14 protein-coding genes are annotated in these 14,465 nt (G+C 68.9%); 1 reads left to right on the top strand and 13 read right to left on the bottom strand.

Annotation, left to right across the window (positions count from 1 at the left end):
* Positions 1-9: 9 nt before the first annotated feature.
* Positions 10-1,179, top strand: coding sequence for a GNAT family N-acetyltransferase (locus AB0F43_RS23385; RefSeq protein WP_360480445.1), 1,170 nt, complete (start codon positions 10-12; stop codon positions 1,177-1,179).
* A 20-nt stretch (positions 1,180-1,199) separates the two neighbouring features.
* Here AB0F43_RS23385 and bioA read toward each other — a convergent pair whose 3' ends face one another.
* Genes bioA through AB0F43_RS23320 form a run of 13 tightly spaced genes read right to left on the bottom strand, consistent with a single transcriptional unit; the run spans position 1,200 to position 14,462 of the window.
* Complete coding sequence (bioA, locus tag AB0F43_RS23380) at positions 1,200-2,528, bottom strand: adenosylmethionine--8-amino-7-oxononanoate transaminase (RefSeq protein WP_360480442.1); 1,329 nt, start codon at positions 2,526-2,528, stop codon at positions 1,200-1,202.
* Positions 2,525-3,556: a hypothetical protein gene (locus AB0F43_RS23375; protein WP_360480439.1), complete on the bottom strand. Its 1,032-nt coding sequence runs from the start codon at positions 3,554-3,556 to the stop codon at positions 2,525-2,527. The genes bioA and AB0F43_RS23375 overlap by 4 nt, the downstream gene beginning before the upstream one ends.
* Before the next feature lie 11 nt (positions 3,557-3,567).
* The gene (locus tag AB0F43_RS23370) at positions 3,568-4,914 is read right to left on the bottom strand and encodes an MFS transporter (RefSeq protein WP_360480436.1); all 1,347 of its coding nucleotides are present in this window, start codon (positions 4,912-4,914) and stop codon (positions 3,568-3,570) included.
* Positions 4,911-6,113 (bottom strand): cytochrome P450, encoded by a 1,203-nt coding sequence (locus AB0F43_RS23365; protein WP_360480433.1) that lies wholly within the window; start codon positions 6,111-6,113, stop codon positions 4,911-4,913. The genes AB0F43_RS23370 and AB0F43_RS23365 overlap by 4 nt, the downstream gene beginning before the upstream one ends.
* A 1-nt stretch (position 6,114) precedes the next feature.
* The gene (locus tag AB0F43_RS23360) at positions 6,115-7,278 is read right to left on the bottom strand and encodes a GNAT family N-acetyltransferase (RefSeq protein WP_360480430.1); all 1,164 of its coding nucleotides are present in this window, start codon (positions 7,276-7,278) and stop codon (positions 6,115-6,117) included.
* Complete coding sequence (locus AB0F43_RS23355) at positions 7,278-8,306, bottom strand: beta-ketoacyl synthase N-terminal-like domain-containing protein (protein ID WP_360480427.1); 1,029 nt, start codon at positions 8,304-8,306, stop codon at positions 7,278-7,280. Before AB0F43_RS23355 ends, AB0F43_RS23360 begins: the two co-directional genes overlap by 1 nt.
* Positions 8,307-8,311: 5 nt before the next feature.
* Positions 8,312-9,493: a beta-ketoacyl-[acyl-carrier-protein] synthase family protein gene (locus tag AB0F43_RS23350; RefSeq protein WP_360480424.1), complete on the bottom strand. Its 1,182-nt coding sequence runs from the start codon at positions 9,491-9,493 to the stop codon at positions 8,312-8,314.
* Positions 9,483-9,785: an acyl carrier protein gene (locus AB0F43_RS23345; RefSeq protein ID WP_360480421.1), complete on the bottom strand. Its 303-nt coding sequence runs from the start codon at positions 9,783-9,785 to the stop codon at positions 9,483-9,485. Before AB0F43_RS23345 ends, AB0F43_RS23350 begins: the two co-directional genes overlap by 11 nt.
* Positions 9,775-10,539, bottom strand: a complete 765-nt coding sequence (locus AB0F43_RS23340; RefSeq protein WP_360480418.1) for an SDR family oxidoreductase — start codon at positions 10,537-10,539, stop codon at positions 9,775-9,777. Before AB0F43_RS23340 ends, AB0F43_RS23345 begins: the two co-directional genes overlap by 11 nt.
* Complete coding sequence (locus AB0F43_RS23335; protein WP_360480415.1) at positions 10,536-11,636, bottom strand: Gfo/Idh/MocA family oxidoreductase; 1,101 nt, start codon at positions 11,634-11,636, stop codon at positions 10,536-10,538. Before AB0F43_RS23335 ends, AB0F43_RS23340 begins: the two co-directional genes overlap by 4 nt.
* Positions 11,633-12,592 carry a GNAT family N-acetyltransferase gene (locus AB0F43_RS23330; protein ID WP_360480412.1) on the bottom strand — a complete coding sequence of 320 codons (960 nt, stop codon included), beginning with the start codon at positions 12,590-12,592 and terminating at the stop codon, positions 11,633-11,635. Before AB0F43_RS23330 ends, AB0F43_RS23335 begins: the two co-directional genes overlap by 4 nt.
* Positions 12,589-13,311 (bottom strand): class I SAM-dependent methyltransferase, encoded by a 723-nt coding sequence (locus tag AB0F43_RS23325; protein WP_360480410.1) that lies wholly within the window; start codon positions 13,309-13,311, stop codon positions 12,589-12,591. The genes AB0F43_RS23330 and AB0F43_RS23325 overlap by 4 nt, the downstream gene beginning before the upstream one ends.
* A complete protein-coding gene (locus tag AB0F43_RS23320; protein WP_360480407.1) occupies positions 13,308-14,462 on the bottom strand; it encodes a UDP-N-acetylglucosamine 2-epimerase in 1,155 nt (384 codons plus the stop codon). Before AB0F43_RS23320 ends, AB0F43_RS23325 begins: the two co-directional genes overlap by 4 nt.
* Between the last annotated feature and the right edge of the window lie 3 nt (positions 14,463-14,465).

The raw sequence follows: 14,465 nt of genomic DNA, 5'->3' as shown, positions 1-14,465 counted from the left end.
GTCGGCGACGTGAGCGACGCGTTGCGGCTGGTGGACATCACCGAGGACCAGTTGGAAGCGGTGCGGCAGATCCGGATGGCAGCGTTCGGCCCGATGGGAGCCCGCGACCGGGACGAGTGGTTGAAGTTCGCGGCCAAGTTCGTCGCGGACGGCCGCTATCTCGGGGTGGCCGACGGCGACGACATCGTCGCGGCGGCCCGGATCTGCGCCTTCCACCAGTGGTGGGGCGGCCGCCGGGTTCCGATGGCAGGAGTCGCGGGAGTAGTCGTCTCGCCGGAGTACCGCGGGCGTGGGGTCGGCAGCCTGCTGATGCGTGCCGTGCTCCGGCGCAGTGTCGAGAATAGCTTTCCGCTGACCGCGCTGTATCCGGCGACGACCGTCATCTACCGGCACCTTGGCTACGAGTTCGGCGGCGGTCGCTACAGGTTCTCCTTTCCGGCGGCGGATCTGCGCACTCTCGGTGGCAAGGAGGTCGAGCTGCGCCGGGCCGGTCCGGACGACGCCCAGCTGTTCCTCGACATCGTCGGCCGGCTGCACGCGACCCGGCGTTCCAGCGGACCGCTCGTCTGGCCGGTGGACGAGGTGGCGGCCTGGCTCGCGGCGGAGGACAATTTCGCGTTCGCGGCCGACGACGGTTTCGTTGTCTACAACTGGTCCGGCGAGGACCTGTCCGTCGACGAGCTGATCGCGGGATCCGAGCAGACCGCGCGGGCCTTGTGGGCCACCGTCGGCTCCGGATCCTCGGTCGCCACCTCGGTTCATGCGCACATCTCGCCGGGGGATCCGGTCCATCTCCTGGCCGGGCAGGAAGCGGACAAGAAGGCCGAGGTTCAGCGCTGGATGCTGCGGCTGCTCGACGCACAGGCCGCGATTGCGGCGCGCGGATTCGCGCCAGGCGCCGTGCTGGAGGCTGACCTGCGCGTCGAGGATCCCGACGTACCCGAGAACGCCGGCGACTGGCATCTGTCGGTGGCGGACGGGTCGGGCCGGCTCACGCGCACACAGTCGGGCGGTGAGGCGGTCAGGCTCGGACCGCGCGGGTTGGCCGGCCTGTACGCCGGTACGCCGCTGAGCGTGCTCCGGACCGCCGGACTGGCGTCGGGTGGATCGACTGCCGCGGACGCGACTATCGACACCGCCTTCGCGGGCTCGACGCCGTACATGCTCGACTACTTCTGAGCCCGCTCAGGCGGTCCACGTCAGCCGGCGGGTTTCTCCAGGAGTTCGGTCAGCACGGCGACCAAGTGGCCGAGCTCGTCGGAGGAGATGGCCAGCGGCGGCAGCAGAACGACGACGTTCCCGAGCGGCCGGAGCCAGATCCCCTGGGACTGGGCACGCTGACAGAGCTCGAAACCTGCCCGCGGATGGCGGCTACTGAGCTCGATTCCGGTCATGATCCCGAGCCGCCGGACATCGGCCACGGCGGGCAGTTCGAGCAAGGGCTCGAGCAGCTGTCCGAGGATCGCTCCCTTGGATTCGGCGAGCTGCGGAAGGTCCAGCTCGGAGACCATGCGCAGGTTCTCCAGGGCCGCGGAGCAGGCCAGCGGGTTGGCGGCGAAGGTGTGGCCGTGGAAGAAGGTCCGCGCGAGCTCGAGACCGACGAAGGCGCTGGCCACCTGCTCGGTGGCCAGCATGGCCGAGATCGGCAGCACACCACCCGACAGGCCCTTTCCGCACAGCATGACGTCCGGGGTGATGCCGGCGTACTCAGTGGCCCACATCCGCCCCGTCCGGGCCACGCCGGCGGCGATCTCGTCACAGATCAGCAGGAATCCGTGCTGATCCGCCAGTCGGCGACAGGCCTGCAGGAAGCTCGGGTGGTAGGGATACATACCGCCCGCGGCCTGGATCATCGGCTCGACGATCAACGCGCAGCACTGGTCGCCGTACTCGGCCAGGGTGCGTTCCAAGGCCTCGATCGCGTGCTGAGCGGCGGCTGCCGGATCCTGGCCTCGTCCCGGTGCCGGGGACGCGGTACGCCGGACGTCGAGCAGGAGTGGTCCGTAGGTCCGGCGCATCAGGTTGCCACCGGCAACGCTGCTGCCCGCCACGCTGTCGCCGTGGAAGGACCCTTCCAGGTGAAGCACGAGGTCCCGGCGGTCGCCGGCCTGGACCGAGAACTGGTGAGCCAGCTTGATCGCCGCATCGACCATCGAGGCTCCGTCGCTGCCGAAGAACACCTTGGTCAGCCGCCGCCAGTCGTCCGGCGCGCCGGGAGCCATGGCCACGAGCCGCTCTGCCAGCTGGATTCCGGGTGTGTGCGTGGCACCGAAGAAGGTCGAGTGATCCAGCTGGTCGAGTTGTGCGGTGATGGCGGCTTTGAGCCGGGGATCGTTGTGCTGGTAGGTGGTGACCCAGAGCGAGGCGCCGCCGTCCAGGTAGCGACGTCCCGCGACGTCGGTCAGCCACACCCCGTCCGCGCGCTCGATGACGAGCGGGTCGTCACCAAGCCAGGTGTACTGCTGCGTGTAGGGATGCCACACCGCTTTCGCGTCGCGCTGTTGCCAGGTTGGAACGACCTCGGTCACGCCGGTTCTCCCTTGGTGTCGAGCTGGTGGTGGAACTCCTTGGCCCACGCGGCTGCCGCATCCGCGGCAGCGCGTTCGTAGGGCAGGACGGCCCGCAGGGCGTCCGCGGCCAGATCGAGCCGCGGCGAGTCGGCCGCGCCGGCCGCCGCGAAAGCCTTTCTGGCCCGGCGCCAGTGGCGGCCGGCCTCGGTGAGCGCACGAAGGAAATCCGCGCCGGGCTGTCCGGACCCATCGTCCGGCTGCAGTTGGCGTGCCGCCTTCAGCAGCCGCAGCCGGTCTCCCATCAACGTGCGGATGCAGTCGACCAACCGGATTCCGAGCAGCATCCGCACCTGACTGTCGGCCGAGTAGCGCGGCGCGAAGTGGGCGAAGGTGTCGATCGCGTACTCGATGCCGGCCAAGCCTCCGGCCAGGTGCAGATGGGGGCCATGGTCCGGGAACCCGGGCCCGCCCCACATCTCCGCCGCGGAGACCTCGAGAACGGCGCGGAACTCGGACTCCCAGGTGTCGGCGGGTTCGGAAAGCTCGTAGTCGAGGACGGTCAGGCGCCGGTCGAATGCCGGTCGGTACACCCGGGCCGGCACCGTCCCGTAGCCGTCCTCGGTGAACCATGGATGATTGTTGTGCATCCGGTCCCGGACCTGGAAACCGTCAGGCCCGGCGTCGAAGGCGATCGCGGCATGCAAGCTGCCGAGATTCCAGCCGAAGTGGGAGATGTACTCGACGAAAGTCCACTCGGTCTGGAAGATCGTGGCCAGGCCACGCGCCTTGCGTGCGCGGACGTGGTCCGGAAAGTCGGCCGGGTCGAGAGGGATCCACCGGGCGGCCAGGCCCTGATTGAATCTGGGTTCCTGGTAGTGGATGTTCGAGTACCCGCCGAACCACCAGTCCCGGGTGCCGAGCTCCACCTCGAAACCGAACCCGAGCGGCTGCAGCATGGGCCGCAGAGTGTCCTTGCCGTCGCGGAACCGCAGCAGGTGGTCGAGGGACTCGAAACCGCAGTTCAGCGACCAGTCGAAATGATGCACGGCATCTCTCCTCAATCCGTGGCTTCGCCGGCGCGACTCGAGGCACGACGGAACGGGCCGATGGTCAGCGCGGCCGCGCCGGCGAGAGCAGCGGCCACACCGGTGCCGACCAAGGTCAGCGAGACCCCTGCGATCGGGTCGCTGCCGAAGATCGTGACACCGTGGTCCACCGCGATCTCCGCGAGAGCCTGACCGGGATGGTTGGCGAACGGACCGGCGAGCAGAACGGCCACCGGGTTGGCGATTGCCAGCATGCCCGCGACCAAGGACGCCACCCGGCCGCGGAGGTTGTCCGGGCACTGTGCCTGGAAGAGAGCCATCGCGATTCCACCGACCGCGGGCAGGGTGAAGTTGATGACGACGGTGCCCACACACCACAGGACCGGATGGTTCAACCCGGTCAGCGCCTGGCCGGCCAAACCTGCCAGCACCAGACCGGCGCCCATGACAAGTCCGTCGAGGCGCTTCGGCGGACGGTACGCCAGGGCGAGTCCGCCCAGGATTCCACCGATCGCCCCGATGCCCTGCACCAGAGCCAGGACCTGGGTGCCGTCCTCTGCCCGTCCGAGCACCATCGGGGCCCGAAGGACGTACCGGGTACTGAGCATCAGGGTGGTGAACGGCAGCAGGAACGCCAGCACGAGCAGGTGCCGCCTCCCGGCGATGTAGTCCCACGCGACGCGCATCGACCGGGACTCTTTGGCGGACTCAGCATCGTCACCCGACGCGGTGACGATCTGTTTCCGCTGCAGTCTGAGCAGCCCGTACAGGACGAGTGCGATCAGGAAGCTCACGACATCGACCAGCAGCACGACCGGAATGCTTCCGATCGCCAGCAGCGCTCCGGCCAAGGCGGGCGCCACGACAAGGGCCACCGAACTGATGGTCCCGACGACGCCCTGGCCACGGCTGAGCTGGGCCCGCGGAAGGATCCACGCGGTCGTGGCGGCATAGGCGGGTTGCTGTACGCCGGCCACCGCGCCCGAGACCAGCGTCGTGCCGACCAGCATCCACGGCTCGAACACCCCGATCGCCAGCAGCACGAGCTCCACCGACGTCGTGATCAGTCCGCCCCACAAACAGACGTGCAGTGCCCGGGCCGAGCCGAACGAGTCGAGGAAGCGGCCGATCAGGAACGAGGCGCCGGCAGCACCGGCATAGCTGGCGAACAGCACGATCGACCACCAGGTGGCGCCGAACGGCCGCTCGACCGTCCACACACTGAACGCGAAGGCCGTACCTTGCGTACCGACCATCGAGACGCCCATGGCGATCGACAACTGGAGAAAGCTCCGCGGCATCTTCCGGTCGTCGGCGGTGACCTGCTCGGCCGGCGGGGCCGAGTTGTCGGCAGTCATGTCCCGATCCTCAACCGGAGGCTCTCGGGGCCACGGACCTGACTCGACCTGCGCCAGATGACCGTGTCCTCGTCGACCTGCCACCGGGGACCGAGGGCGAGCAACGCGTTCAACGCCACCAGCGACTGCTGCCGCGCCAGCCAGCCACCGGGGCAGTAGTGCGGCCCGAGACCCAGGGCGAGGTGGGGACCGGCCTGACGCTCGAGCTCGAGCTCGTCGGCGCCTGGGAACTTGCGGTCGTCCCGGTTGGCGCTCGCCAGCAGCAGCAAGACGCGTTGCCCGGCGTTGATCCGGTGGCCGTTGACCTCGACGTCTTCCAGCGCGACCCGGGAGGTGTTCTGCACGGAACCGTCGTACCGAAGCAGCTCGGTCACGTGCGCCGGCGCGAAGCCGCCCGCCTCTCGCACCTTGGCCAGCTGCTCGGGATTCCGTGCCAGCGCAACGATCGCGGTGCCGAGGAAGTGACTGGTCGTCTCGTGGCCGGCGACGAACATCAGTGCGCAGGTCGCCTCGATCTCCTCGGCCGTCGCCTGCCCCGCGTCGATCGCCCGGCGGTACGACGACATCAGTGGAGCCGCATCGTCCTGCGCGTCGGCCAGCAGCGACCCGAACAGGTGCCGCAGATTCCGTGCGGCCTCCTCGCCACGGTCCCATTTCTCCTGGGTCATCCCAGGTTCCAGCGTGGCGAACAAATCCCGGGACCAGAGCCGAAGCCGCTCTCGGTCAAGGTCCGGTACACCGAGGAGGGTCGAGATGATCACATACGGCAGGTCCAGCGCGAGCACCTCCATCACGTCGAACCACTCACCGGCGCGGACCGGGCGCAGCATCTCGGCGACGACCCTGGCGGCGAGGTCGGTGAGCGGGACGTTCTGCTGAGGACTGAGCACCGACGACTGCAGGCGCTTGATCCGGGCGTGGAAGTCGCCGTCGCGATGAAGGATCCAGCGCGATTTCATCGTCATGATCTCGCTGGCCGACTCGGCGGCCGAGAGGTTGGCATAGCGCGGATCCTTGCCGAGCCGCTTGTCGCGCAGCATCGCCTCGACCGCGTCGTACCCGGGCACCAGCCAGCACTGGAGACGCTCGCTCCACGTGATCGCGTCCTCGTGGCGCAGCGCGACGTAGGTCGGGTAGGGATCGCTCAAGAAGGTCGGGTCGAGCAGGTCGACATCCAAGGTGGGCTTGATGATCGTCACCTCACCCGGTGATCGAGGTGAACTGATCGACGGCACTGTGCAGTGCCTTCACCCGCTCGGCGACCAGCGGATCGTCGGTCCGGATCCAGAGGTCCTGGGTCTCGAACCGGCACCCACGACTCAACTTCGCGCTGGCCAGCTCCTGGGCGTAGACGATGCGCTCGACACCCTCGGCGAGGGCGTTGTCGATCAGGCCGTAGAAGACCATGTTGAAGTACGCCGCGAGTGGCTTCGGCGCCGAGTCGAGAATGCCGACCAGGCGGGCGTAGTAGACGCGCTGGTGCAGGTTGAACTGCAGCGACGCGACCAGTTCGCCGTCGACGAGCAACTCCATCACCCGGGCGTCGGTGCCGAGCACATCGACGATCAGTTCGTTCCTGGACCGGATCGCGGCCACGTCGGCGAGGTCGACCTGGCCGTACTTCGCGAAGTTGAGCGCGCCCAGCCGCGCGGCCTCGTCCATCCGGTCGGCCAGCGGCAGTACCCGCAGCTCGACGCCGGGGGTGTCGGTCACCTTCCGCCGTTCCGCGCGGTAGACGCGTCGCCGCTTGCTGTCGAACTGCTCGAAGTACTCCTCCAGCGAACCGAAGTCGACGTCGAGGTAGAAGCTCTTGCTGACCGAGGCGCCGACATAGCGATCCGACACCGCCTCCACCAGCTCGGATGCTTCATGGGGGGTGAACAGCAGCGCCGTCGACACCGCGCCCTCGGTCTCGCCGTACTGCTCGATGTGCCGGATGAGTGCCCTGAGCAACCGAACGCGATCGGCCCGCTCGAACGCCGGGCTGATCCGGAAGTCGGCAGCCCGGCCGGCCCGGGTCACGACGGTCAGGCACGGCATCATCGGTGCCGGTGGCTCCCACGTGGGCAGGTCGGTCTTGATGAAGTTGCCGCGCAGCATGCCTTCGACATCGTATTGCGGTGGGATACCCGGCGGCATCACGTCGCCGGTCACCCCGGCGACCAGCCGGTCTCCGTCGTACAGCCGGAAGTACGTCGGCGCCTCGCCGTCGGACTTGGTCACCATCCGGCTCCACTCCGGACTGGAGAACAGCCGCCCGACTTTCGACAACGAGGGCAGCTCGTCCCACGCGGACTCATCGGCGGTCGTGCCCAGGGCCGTGTCGGCTCGGAACACCAGTCGGGCTTCGTCGATCGAGGTCATCAGTTCTCCGGGGTCAGCTGGATCAAGGTGGTGTTGACGGCTCGGTCTCCGACCGCCAGGCCGATGCTAAAGGCACCTGCCCGATCGTCGAGGAGATTTCCGGACGCGAGCTGGCCAGCCAGCGTATAAGCGGATCCGGCGGAGCCGGTGTCGCCGAGGACCGCGCCGAGGTCGACGGTGATCGCATCCGCGAACCGGCCCGCGGCCGCACGCTCGGCCGCGATGCTCGTCGCGGAGCCACAGCCTGTCAGTACGACGGATGCGATCGCCCCGGCACTGATTCCGCCGGCCAGCAGACAGTCGTCGATGCACTCCGCGAGCGCCGTCTCCGGGCTTGCCGATTGCGTGGTCGCCGGCAATCGGCGCTGCGCCACGTGGGTCACCGTGGCCAGGGTGCGTTCGGACCGTCGGCCACTCAGGCGGACCATCGCACAGCCCGCTGCCCAGGGCCGCGCACCATCGCGATCCTCGGCGATGCCACGGGTGGCCGTCGTCGCCCCTTCCTCGACACCGCCGGCCCACGCCACTTCCGCGCGGCGTTGCCGGATCAGCCGGCCGGCGTAGCGGACGGCCGTCGCGCCGCTGAGGACTCCTGCCGAGACGGTGGCGTTGGGGCCGCGCAGACCGTACCGGATCGCGACCTGGCCGGCGGCGTTGTTCATGATCGTCGCCGGGAACGCGGCCGGATTCATCACCGGCGGCTTGGCGAAGGCACCTTCGCAGAAGTTCCGCAGGCTGTTCAGGCTTCCGTTGGTGGTGCCGATCACCAGCGCGGCCGCGTCGCTGCCGGCGGTGGAGTCGTGGTCGCCCAGCAGGTCGCCGACGACCGCCGAGGTCATCAGGACCACCTCGTCGTAGAGCCGGGTCCCCTTCCGGCCCAACCGCTCTCGCAGGTCGAGGCCGATCGGCTGTGGACCAGGCACGGCCGCCGGATCCGTACGCGACGTACGCAAGGCCGCGACCAGCCAGTCCCGGCCGAGCTCGGCGCCGTGGACGGCCGACCAACCGTCGATGTGTACCTCGGGCATCGTCATCATCGCGCCTCGGCCAGTTCGGTGAAGATGGTGACGCAGTTGTTCCCGCCGAAGCCGGCGGAGTTGTTCTGGACGGCGGTGACCCGCGCCGGCCGGGACTGGTTCGGCACACAGTCCACGTCGCAGTCGGGGTCGGGACGCCGGAAGTTGATCGTCGGCGGGATGAAGCCGTCGGTGATGGCGAGTACAGCGGCACAGGCCGCGATCGCACTCGCGGCGCCCATGGTGTGTCCGAGCATGGACTTGATCGAGATCGTCGGCGGGACGTTGGCACCGTAGACGTCCTTGACGGCGGCGGTCTCGGTACTGTCGTTGAGTCTGGTGCCGGTGCCGTGCGCGCTGATCAGGCTGATCTCGTCCGGTCGCAGGTCCGCCCGGCGCAGGGCGAGGTCCATGCAACGTCGCAGGCTCTGCCGATTCGGTACGACGGCGTGATCGGCGTCGCAGGTCAGGGCGCCGGACCGCATCTCGACCAGAATGGGTGCGCCGCGGCCGGTCGCGTGTTCGAGGGTCTCGAGTACGAGCATGCCCGCGCCTTCTCCGGTCAGGATGCCGTCCCGGTCCAGGTCGAACGGCCGGCACGCCTCCGCGGCGATACTGCCCAGCCGGTCGAAGCCCAGGAACGTCTTGCGTGCCATCGCGTCGGCCCCACCGATGACGGCATAGTCGGCGTCACCCATCTGCAGGCAGTCGAACGCGTAGGTCAGGGCATAGTTCCCGGCCGCGCACGCGGACCCGATGGTCAGGCACTCGACCTCGCCGGTCAGCCCGAGTGCGTCGGCGACGGCCTCCGGGAGCATGCTGGAACTGTGGGTCGGGTGCTCGACCTGTGGCGATGGGCCGGCCAGCGCTGCCTCGAACTCGTAGGCGCACCCGTCAGTGGTGCCGACGGCAACGATCCCACGACTCGCCGGGGCTTCCAGCCGGGCCTGCCGGGCAGCCTCGAGACTCGCCAGTACCGCGAAGCCGGCCGCGCGCGAGGGACCCGGCGCAACCTCGAAGACCGAGTCGTCGACCTCGCAGCCCATCCGGCGATCGGTGCTCGACACGTCGAACAGCGTGATCGGCCGCGCGCCGGACCTGCCCGCGCGCAGCGCAGCCGTGAACTCGTCGACTCCGATCCCGATGCTGCTGACCACGCCGATCCCGGTGACCACCACCCGGCGCGGCTCAGCTGTCATCGCGACCGCTCTTCAGCTCGGCCAAACGGTCGGCGGTGAGCCGGTACAGGTCCGCGAGCGTCGCGACGTCCTTGATGTCGGACCGGTCGAACTTGAGCAGGAAGTGCTCCTCGATCCGCGACATGATCTCCATCCGGTCGAGGGAGTCCGCTTCATGGACCTCGGCCAGGTTGTCGTCGGCGGTCAGCTCGGTGTCGTCGATCTCCAGGATCTCGCAGACGGCGGCCCTGATCACCGCCCTGTCGTCGGTGGTCAGGATGTCCGGGACCTGCTGCGTGTTCTCAGTACTCACAATCGCTCCTCGTGGTCTCGGTCGATGTGGAAGGAGACGGGCACGATCGCGTCGATCCGACGATCACCGTGCCGCCGTGCGCCGGCCGGCGGCCGGCGAGCACGTCACAGACGACGGCGGCGACCTGCTGGGTGGTCAGCGCCGAGCCGTTCAGGGTGGCCCGCTGGTCGGCCAGGCCGGGGTTGAAGTCGTCGAGCACTGCCGCGACCGGGGAGTCGGTGAAGAGATCGGCGGACAGTACGGTCAAACGCAGACCGCGACGTTCCAGCTCTCCGGAGCGGGCGCGAAGGTCGTCCTCGCAGCGTCGCTTGGTCTCGGCGACCAACCGGTATCCCGCCGGGCAGTGGAACTCGCCCCACAGGTGAGCCGGGTGGCTGGTCACGTAGACGACCCGTCCGCCGGGGCGCATCAGGGCCGTGACCAGCTCGACGAGCCGCAGCTGGCCGAGATGGTTGATCCGGCGGACGGCGTCGGCCGACAGGTGCGGCTCGAGGCCGGCGGACGCACACAGCACCAGTGCGTCCACGTGCCTCCAGCGGGCCTGGAGCGCCTCGGCGAACCGGTCGGGGCCAGAGTCCGCGGCGAGGTCGGCCTGAACCGTGAACGAATCCGCGCCGCCGCACTCGCGGAGCACGCGGTCGGCACGCCGTCGCCGGGACTTGTAGCTGATCGCCACGGCATGACCTGTCCGGCTGAGGTTCCTCGCGACCTCGGCACCAAGACCCCGGGATCCTCCGGTGATCGCGACGTTCATGGCGCCGTCTGCTCTGCTCGCTCGCCGGTCATCAGTACGGCGAGGCGCTCGGCGTAGCCGGCCGCGTCGATCGGCAGCTCGACGTGTACGTCGTCGAGTCCGGACAGTGTGATCGCATTGGCGAGGTGGAGGCCGTCGAGGCAGTGCACGGCCTCGATCCGGCTGCGCTCACCCGTGCGGCGGATGCGCAGCAACTCTTGGTAGATCGCACGGTGTCCGCCCGCACCGTCCAGCACCCGCGGCTCGGTCCGAGCCGCGCTCACCGCAAACGGATCCGGCTCGGCCAGATACCGGTCGAACGCCGTGGCGAACCGGTGGACCGTCACCTGTGTCCCGGACAAGGTGATCCAGCCGCCGGTGCCGATGACTTCGAGCAGCTCCGCCGGGCCGCGTTCCGCCGTACTGATGTGCAGGCTGCCCACGCATCCCGACGGCCAGTCGATGAGGCAGTCGATCGTGTCCTCGGTCTGAATGGTGTGCTGCTGCCTCCGCCGCCGCGCGACGACGGACGAGGGCAGACCGAACACGTCCGTGAGCAGGTCGACGTAGTGCGGCGCCTGGTTCATCAACACCCCGCCGCCTTCGCCGGCCCACGTGCCTCGCCAGCGGCGTCCGGTGTAGTAGGCGGCGGTTCGCGGCTCGCAGACCAGAAGCCGGACCGTCTGAACCGAACCGAGTTCCCCGCTCCGCACCAGGTCCCGGACGGTCTGTACCGACTCACGGAACCGGTGCTGGAGGCAGACAACGAGCCGGCGGTTCAAGCGATCCGCCAGGCGTATCAGATCCGCCGCCCGCCCGATGTCGAGTGCGAGTGGTTTCTCGACGACGACGTCAGCTTCGGCTCGCAGACACGCCTCCACGTCGTCGGCGTGCCGGTTCGACGGGCTGAGGACCGCGATCACGTCAGGTGCTGTGCGGAGCAGTTCCCCGAGATCGCGGCACCGGGTGCCGGGAACTCCGGTGAACCCCGGCGGCTCCGGCCCAGGGTCGAAGTACGCGGTCACGGCGCCGCCGGCCGCTGCGATCGCGTCCAGATGTTTGGCCGCGATGGTCGCGTGGGCCCCGAGGATCCCGAAGTGCACGGTGTCGGTGGTCATGCGGACCTCGTCTCGTCGTTCGGATCCCATCGCATGGTGGGCAGGAAATGGCTGACGTCCGGCGCGATCCCGCGCTTGAACCGTGAGACGCCGTCCGCTGTGGCCGGCCCGCGGAGGCCGCCGAGGTCGTAGGTGCTGAACCCGCGGGCCGACAGCCACCGCATGGCCTCGAACTGCAGGTACTGCGTGCCCAGCGACGTCCGTTCCGCGAAGCCCTTCTGGTAGTAGCCGAGTCGGCCGGCGTGCAGGACCAGAGCGCCCGCGATGCGCTGTCCGCGCCACGTCAACACGAACAGCGAGGCGCCGTCCGCCGAGCGGTCGACGCAGGCGCGTTCGAGATAGGCCAACGGTGCCGGAGCGATTCCGGCCGCCGCCGCCATCCGGGAGTGCCGATCGGCGAACCAGACCAGGTCGTCCCGTTCCGTCGTACGCCGTACCGCGGCGCCTTGTTCCCGGGCGTACCGCACCGCCCGGCGTGCCTTCGGCGCGAAGGAGCCCAGCAGGGCCCCGTCGTCCGGCAGCAGGTCGATGCGCACCGTGTACTCGACCCACGGCCGGTCGACCGGCCGGAATCCCTGCTCGGCCAGTGCGGCGAGCAGTGGCTCGGAGTAGGGAAGGTACGGCTCGATCACGAGGCTGCGCACCGGCTCGGTGTGCTGCAGCAGACGGGTCAGCGCGAGCAGCGCGGACTCGTCTTCGGCAGCCGGGCCGTGGGGGAATTCCATCACTGTGCGGTCGCCGTCCTGACGGAGGTACGACGACCCGTACGCCACGACCCGTTGCCCCTCCGCCTCGAGGACGAAACGAGGACCCGCAGTGGCGCCGGGGACACATCCGTCCAGCCAGTCGATGAAGCCCGTCAGTTGCTGCGGTGTCGCCGACTCCCAGTCGAGTGGCCGGCCGGCGCCGTCGGAACGCGAACCGGCCGGCTGACGGAGCTGGAACGTCGCGGTCATTTGCGCACGATGGCCCAGACCGAGATCGGTACGTCGGGCTCGTTGTACGAAACGATCCGTTCCAGTTGCTCCCGGCCGCGGACCGGCGTGAAGCGGTACGGCCCGCCGTAGTGGATGACCGAGATGGCCTCTCGGTTGCCCCAGCCCTCGCACTGGTAGACGGTGCTGAAGTCGCGGACGAGCTCCCGCAGCCCGTCGGTCGTGAAGCGCCAGTAGTCGGTCGGGTTGTCGGCCCGTTTGTGCACCGGCACGTGGAAGCAGGTGGCGAGCAGGAGCCAGCCGCCCGGCTTCAGCACGCGATGCATCTCGTTGACCGCCACGAACGGGTTGCGGACGTGCTCGATCACCTGGTCACAGATGACGTAGTCGAAACTCGACGACTCGTAAGGCAGGTCGTGCACGTCCACCTGGGGCACGTCGGTCGGTGTGTACTCGATCGCGGCCGGCTCGAACATCGCGTGAATCGCGCCGTGTCCACCGCCCACCTCGAGTACAGCCCCACGGTGCTCACCGGTGCGGAAGAACTGACGGATCCGCTCGTACATCACCAGCCTGGTGATGTGGAAACCGTCCTCCGGGCGCATTGCGTCGACGTTGCCCAAGGACTGCCACGCGTCCAGGACGTCGGCCACCTCCGTGACCGACAGACCAACGGCGGAGGCAACTCGGACGGTCGTCGGGTCGGCCGTCGCGGGGCGTACATCCTGGTGAGTGCTCATGACCGCTCCGAGTGGTTGAGGGTGGGCATTCCGACACCGTCGAGCAGTGAGCTCTCCGGCCTGGCCGGCAGTTGGTGGAGGATCTCCGGCACCGCCAGTGCGATGCGGTGGCTGACGCGCTCGTCCCAGCCACTTGGTGGGGTGCCTTGCCGGTTCCAGCGCTCGCGCACCGCCTCCCGGGGCCGGCTGATCCAGGCATTCAGTGACAGGTGCCGGTCAGGCTCGAGGATCTCCGGACGTGCTGTGGCGGACACCAGCGAGAGGCAGCGCACCCGCCCGATCGCACACTCCTCCTGTACGCCGTCCGAGTCTGTGACGACCGCGCGAGCGGATCGCAGCAGTGCACCGAACGCGCGGTACGGCACGGGAGGCAACACGGTGACCCGTTCGTGCAAGTCGCCGAACAGGCCGGTCTCGGTCAGGTGCAGCTGAGTCTGTGGGTGGCAGGGAAACACCACCGGCAGGTCCTGGGCGATCTCGCTGATCAGCCCGACGAGGATGGACGACGCCGTCAGCGTGTCCGACTTGTGCAGCGTGGCCAGTACGTAGTCGTCCCGCACCAGACCGAACTCGGCCAGCACCTTCTCGTCCTCGACGGTCTGCGCGGTGCGCAGGAAGCACTCGGCCATCGGATTGCCGACCTGCCAGATCCGGTCGGCTGGGACCCCTTCGGCGAGCAGGTTCCGCGCGGCCGACTCGGTCGTGACGAGGTGGAACTGGGCACACGCGGCGATGATCCGCCGGTTGATCTCCTCGACGGTCTCGACTCCGCTGCGCAGGCCGGCCTCCAGATGGATCAACGGGATCCGCTCGCGGGCGCAGACCAGGGCACAGGCCAGGGCGGTGTTCACGTCGCCGATCGCCACCACGGCGCTCGGAGCATCGGCGCGGATGTCGGCCTCGATCGCGATCATCAGCGCACTGATCCGTTCCGCGGTGGTCTCGCCGCCGGCGACGCCCAGATTGCGATCCACTCTGACCTCCAGCTCGTCACAGAGATCCTGGCCGAGGAGCGGGTGAGTGTGCTGTCCGGTGTGAACCGTGGACCAGGTGAAGCCGGCCGCCGGATCCACGGTCGCGGCCGCGCGGAGGGCTTGCTGGAGTGTCCATGCTTTGGGGACGTTGGGCCTGGCGCCGAGGTAGACGGTCATATG

It is taken from the genome of Kribbella sp. NPDC023972, assembly GCF_040639075.1.
GTDB lineage: Bacteria > Actinomycetota > Actinomycetes > Propionibacteriales > Kribbellaceae > Kribbella.
The sequence above is the reverse complement of the archived record's forward strand: the minus strand, read 5'-3'. Positions and strand labels throughout refer to the sequence as shown.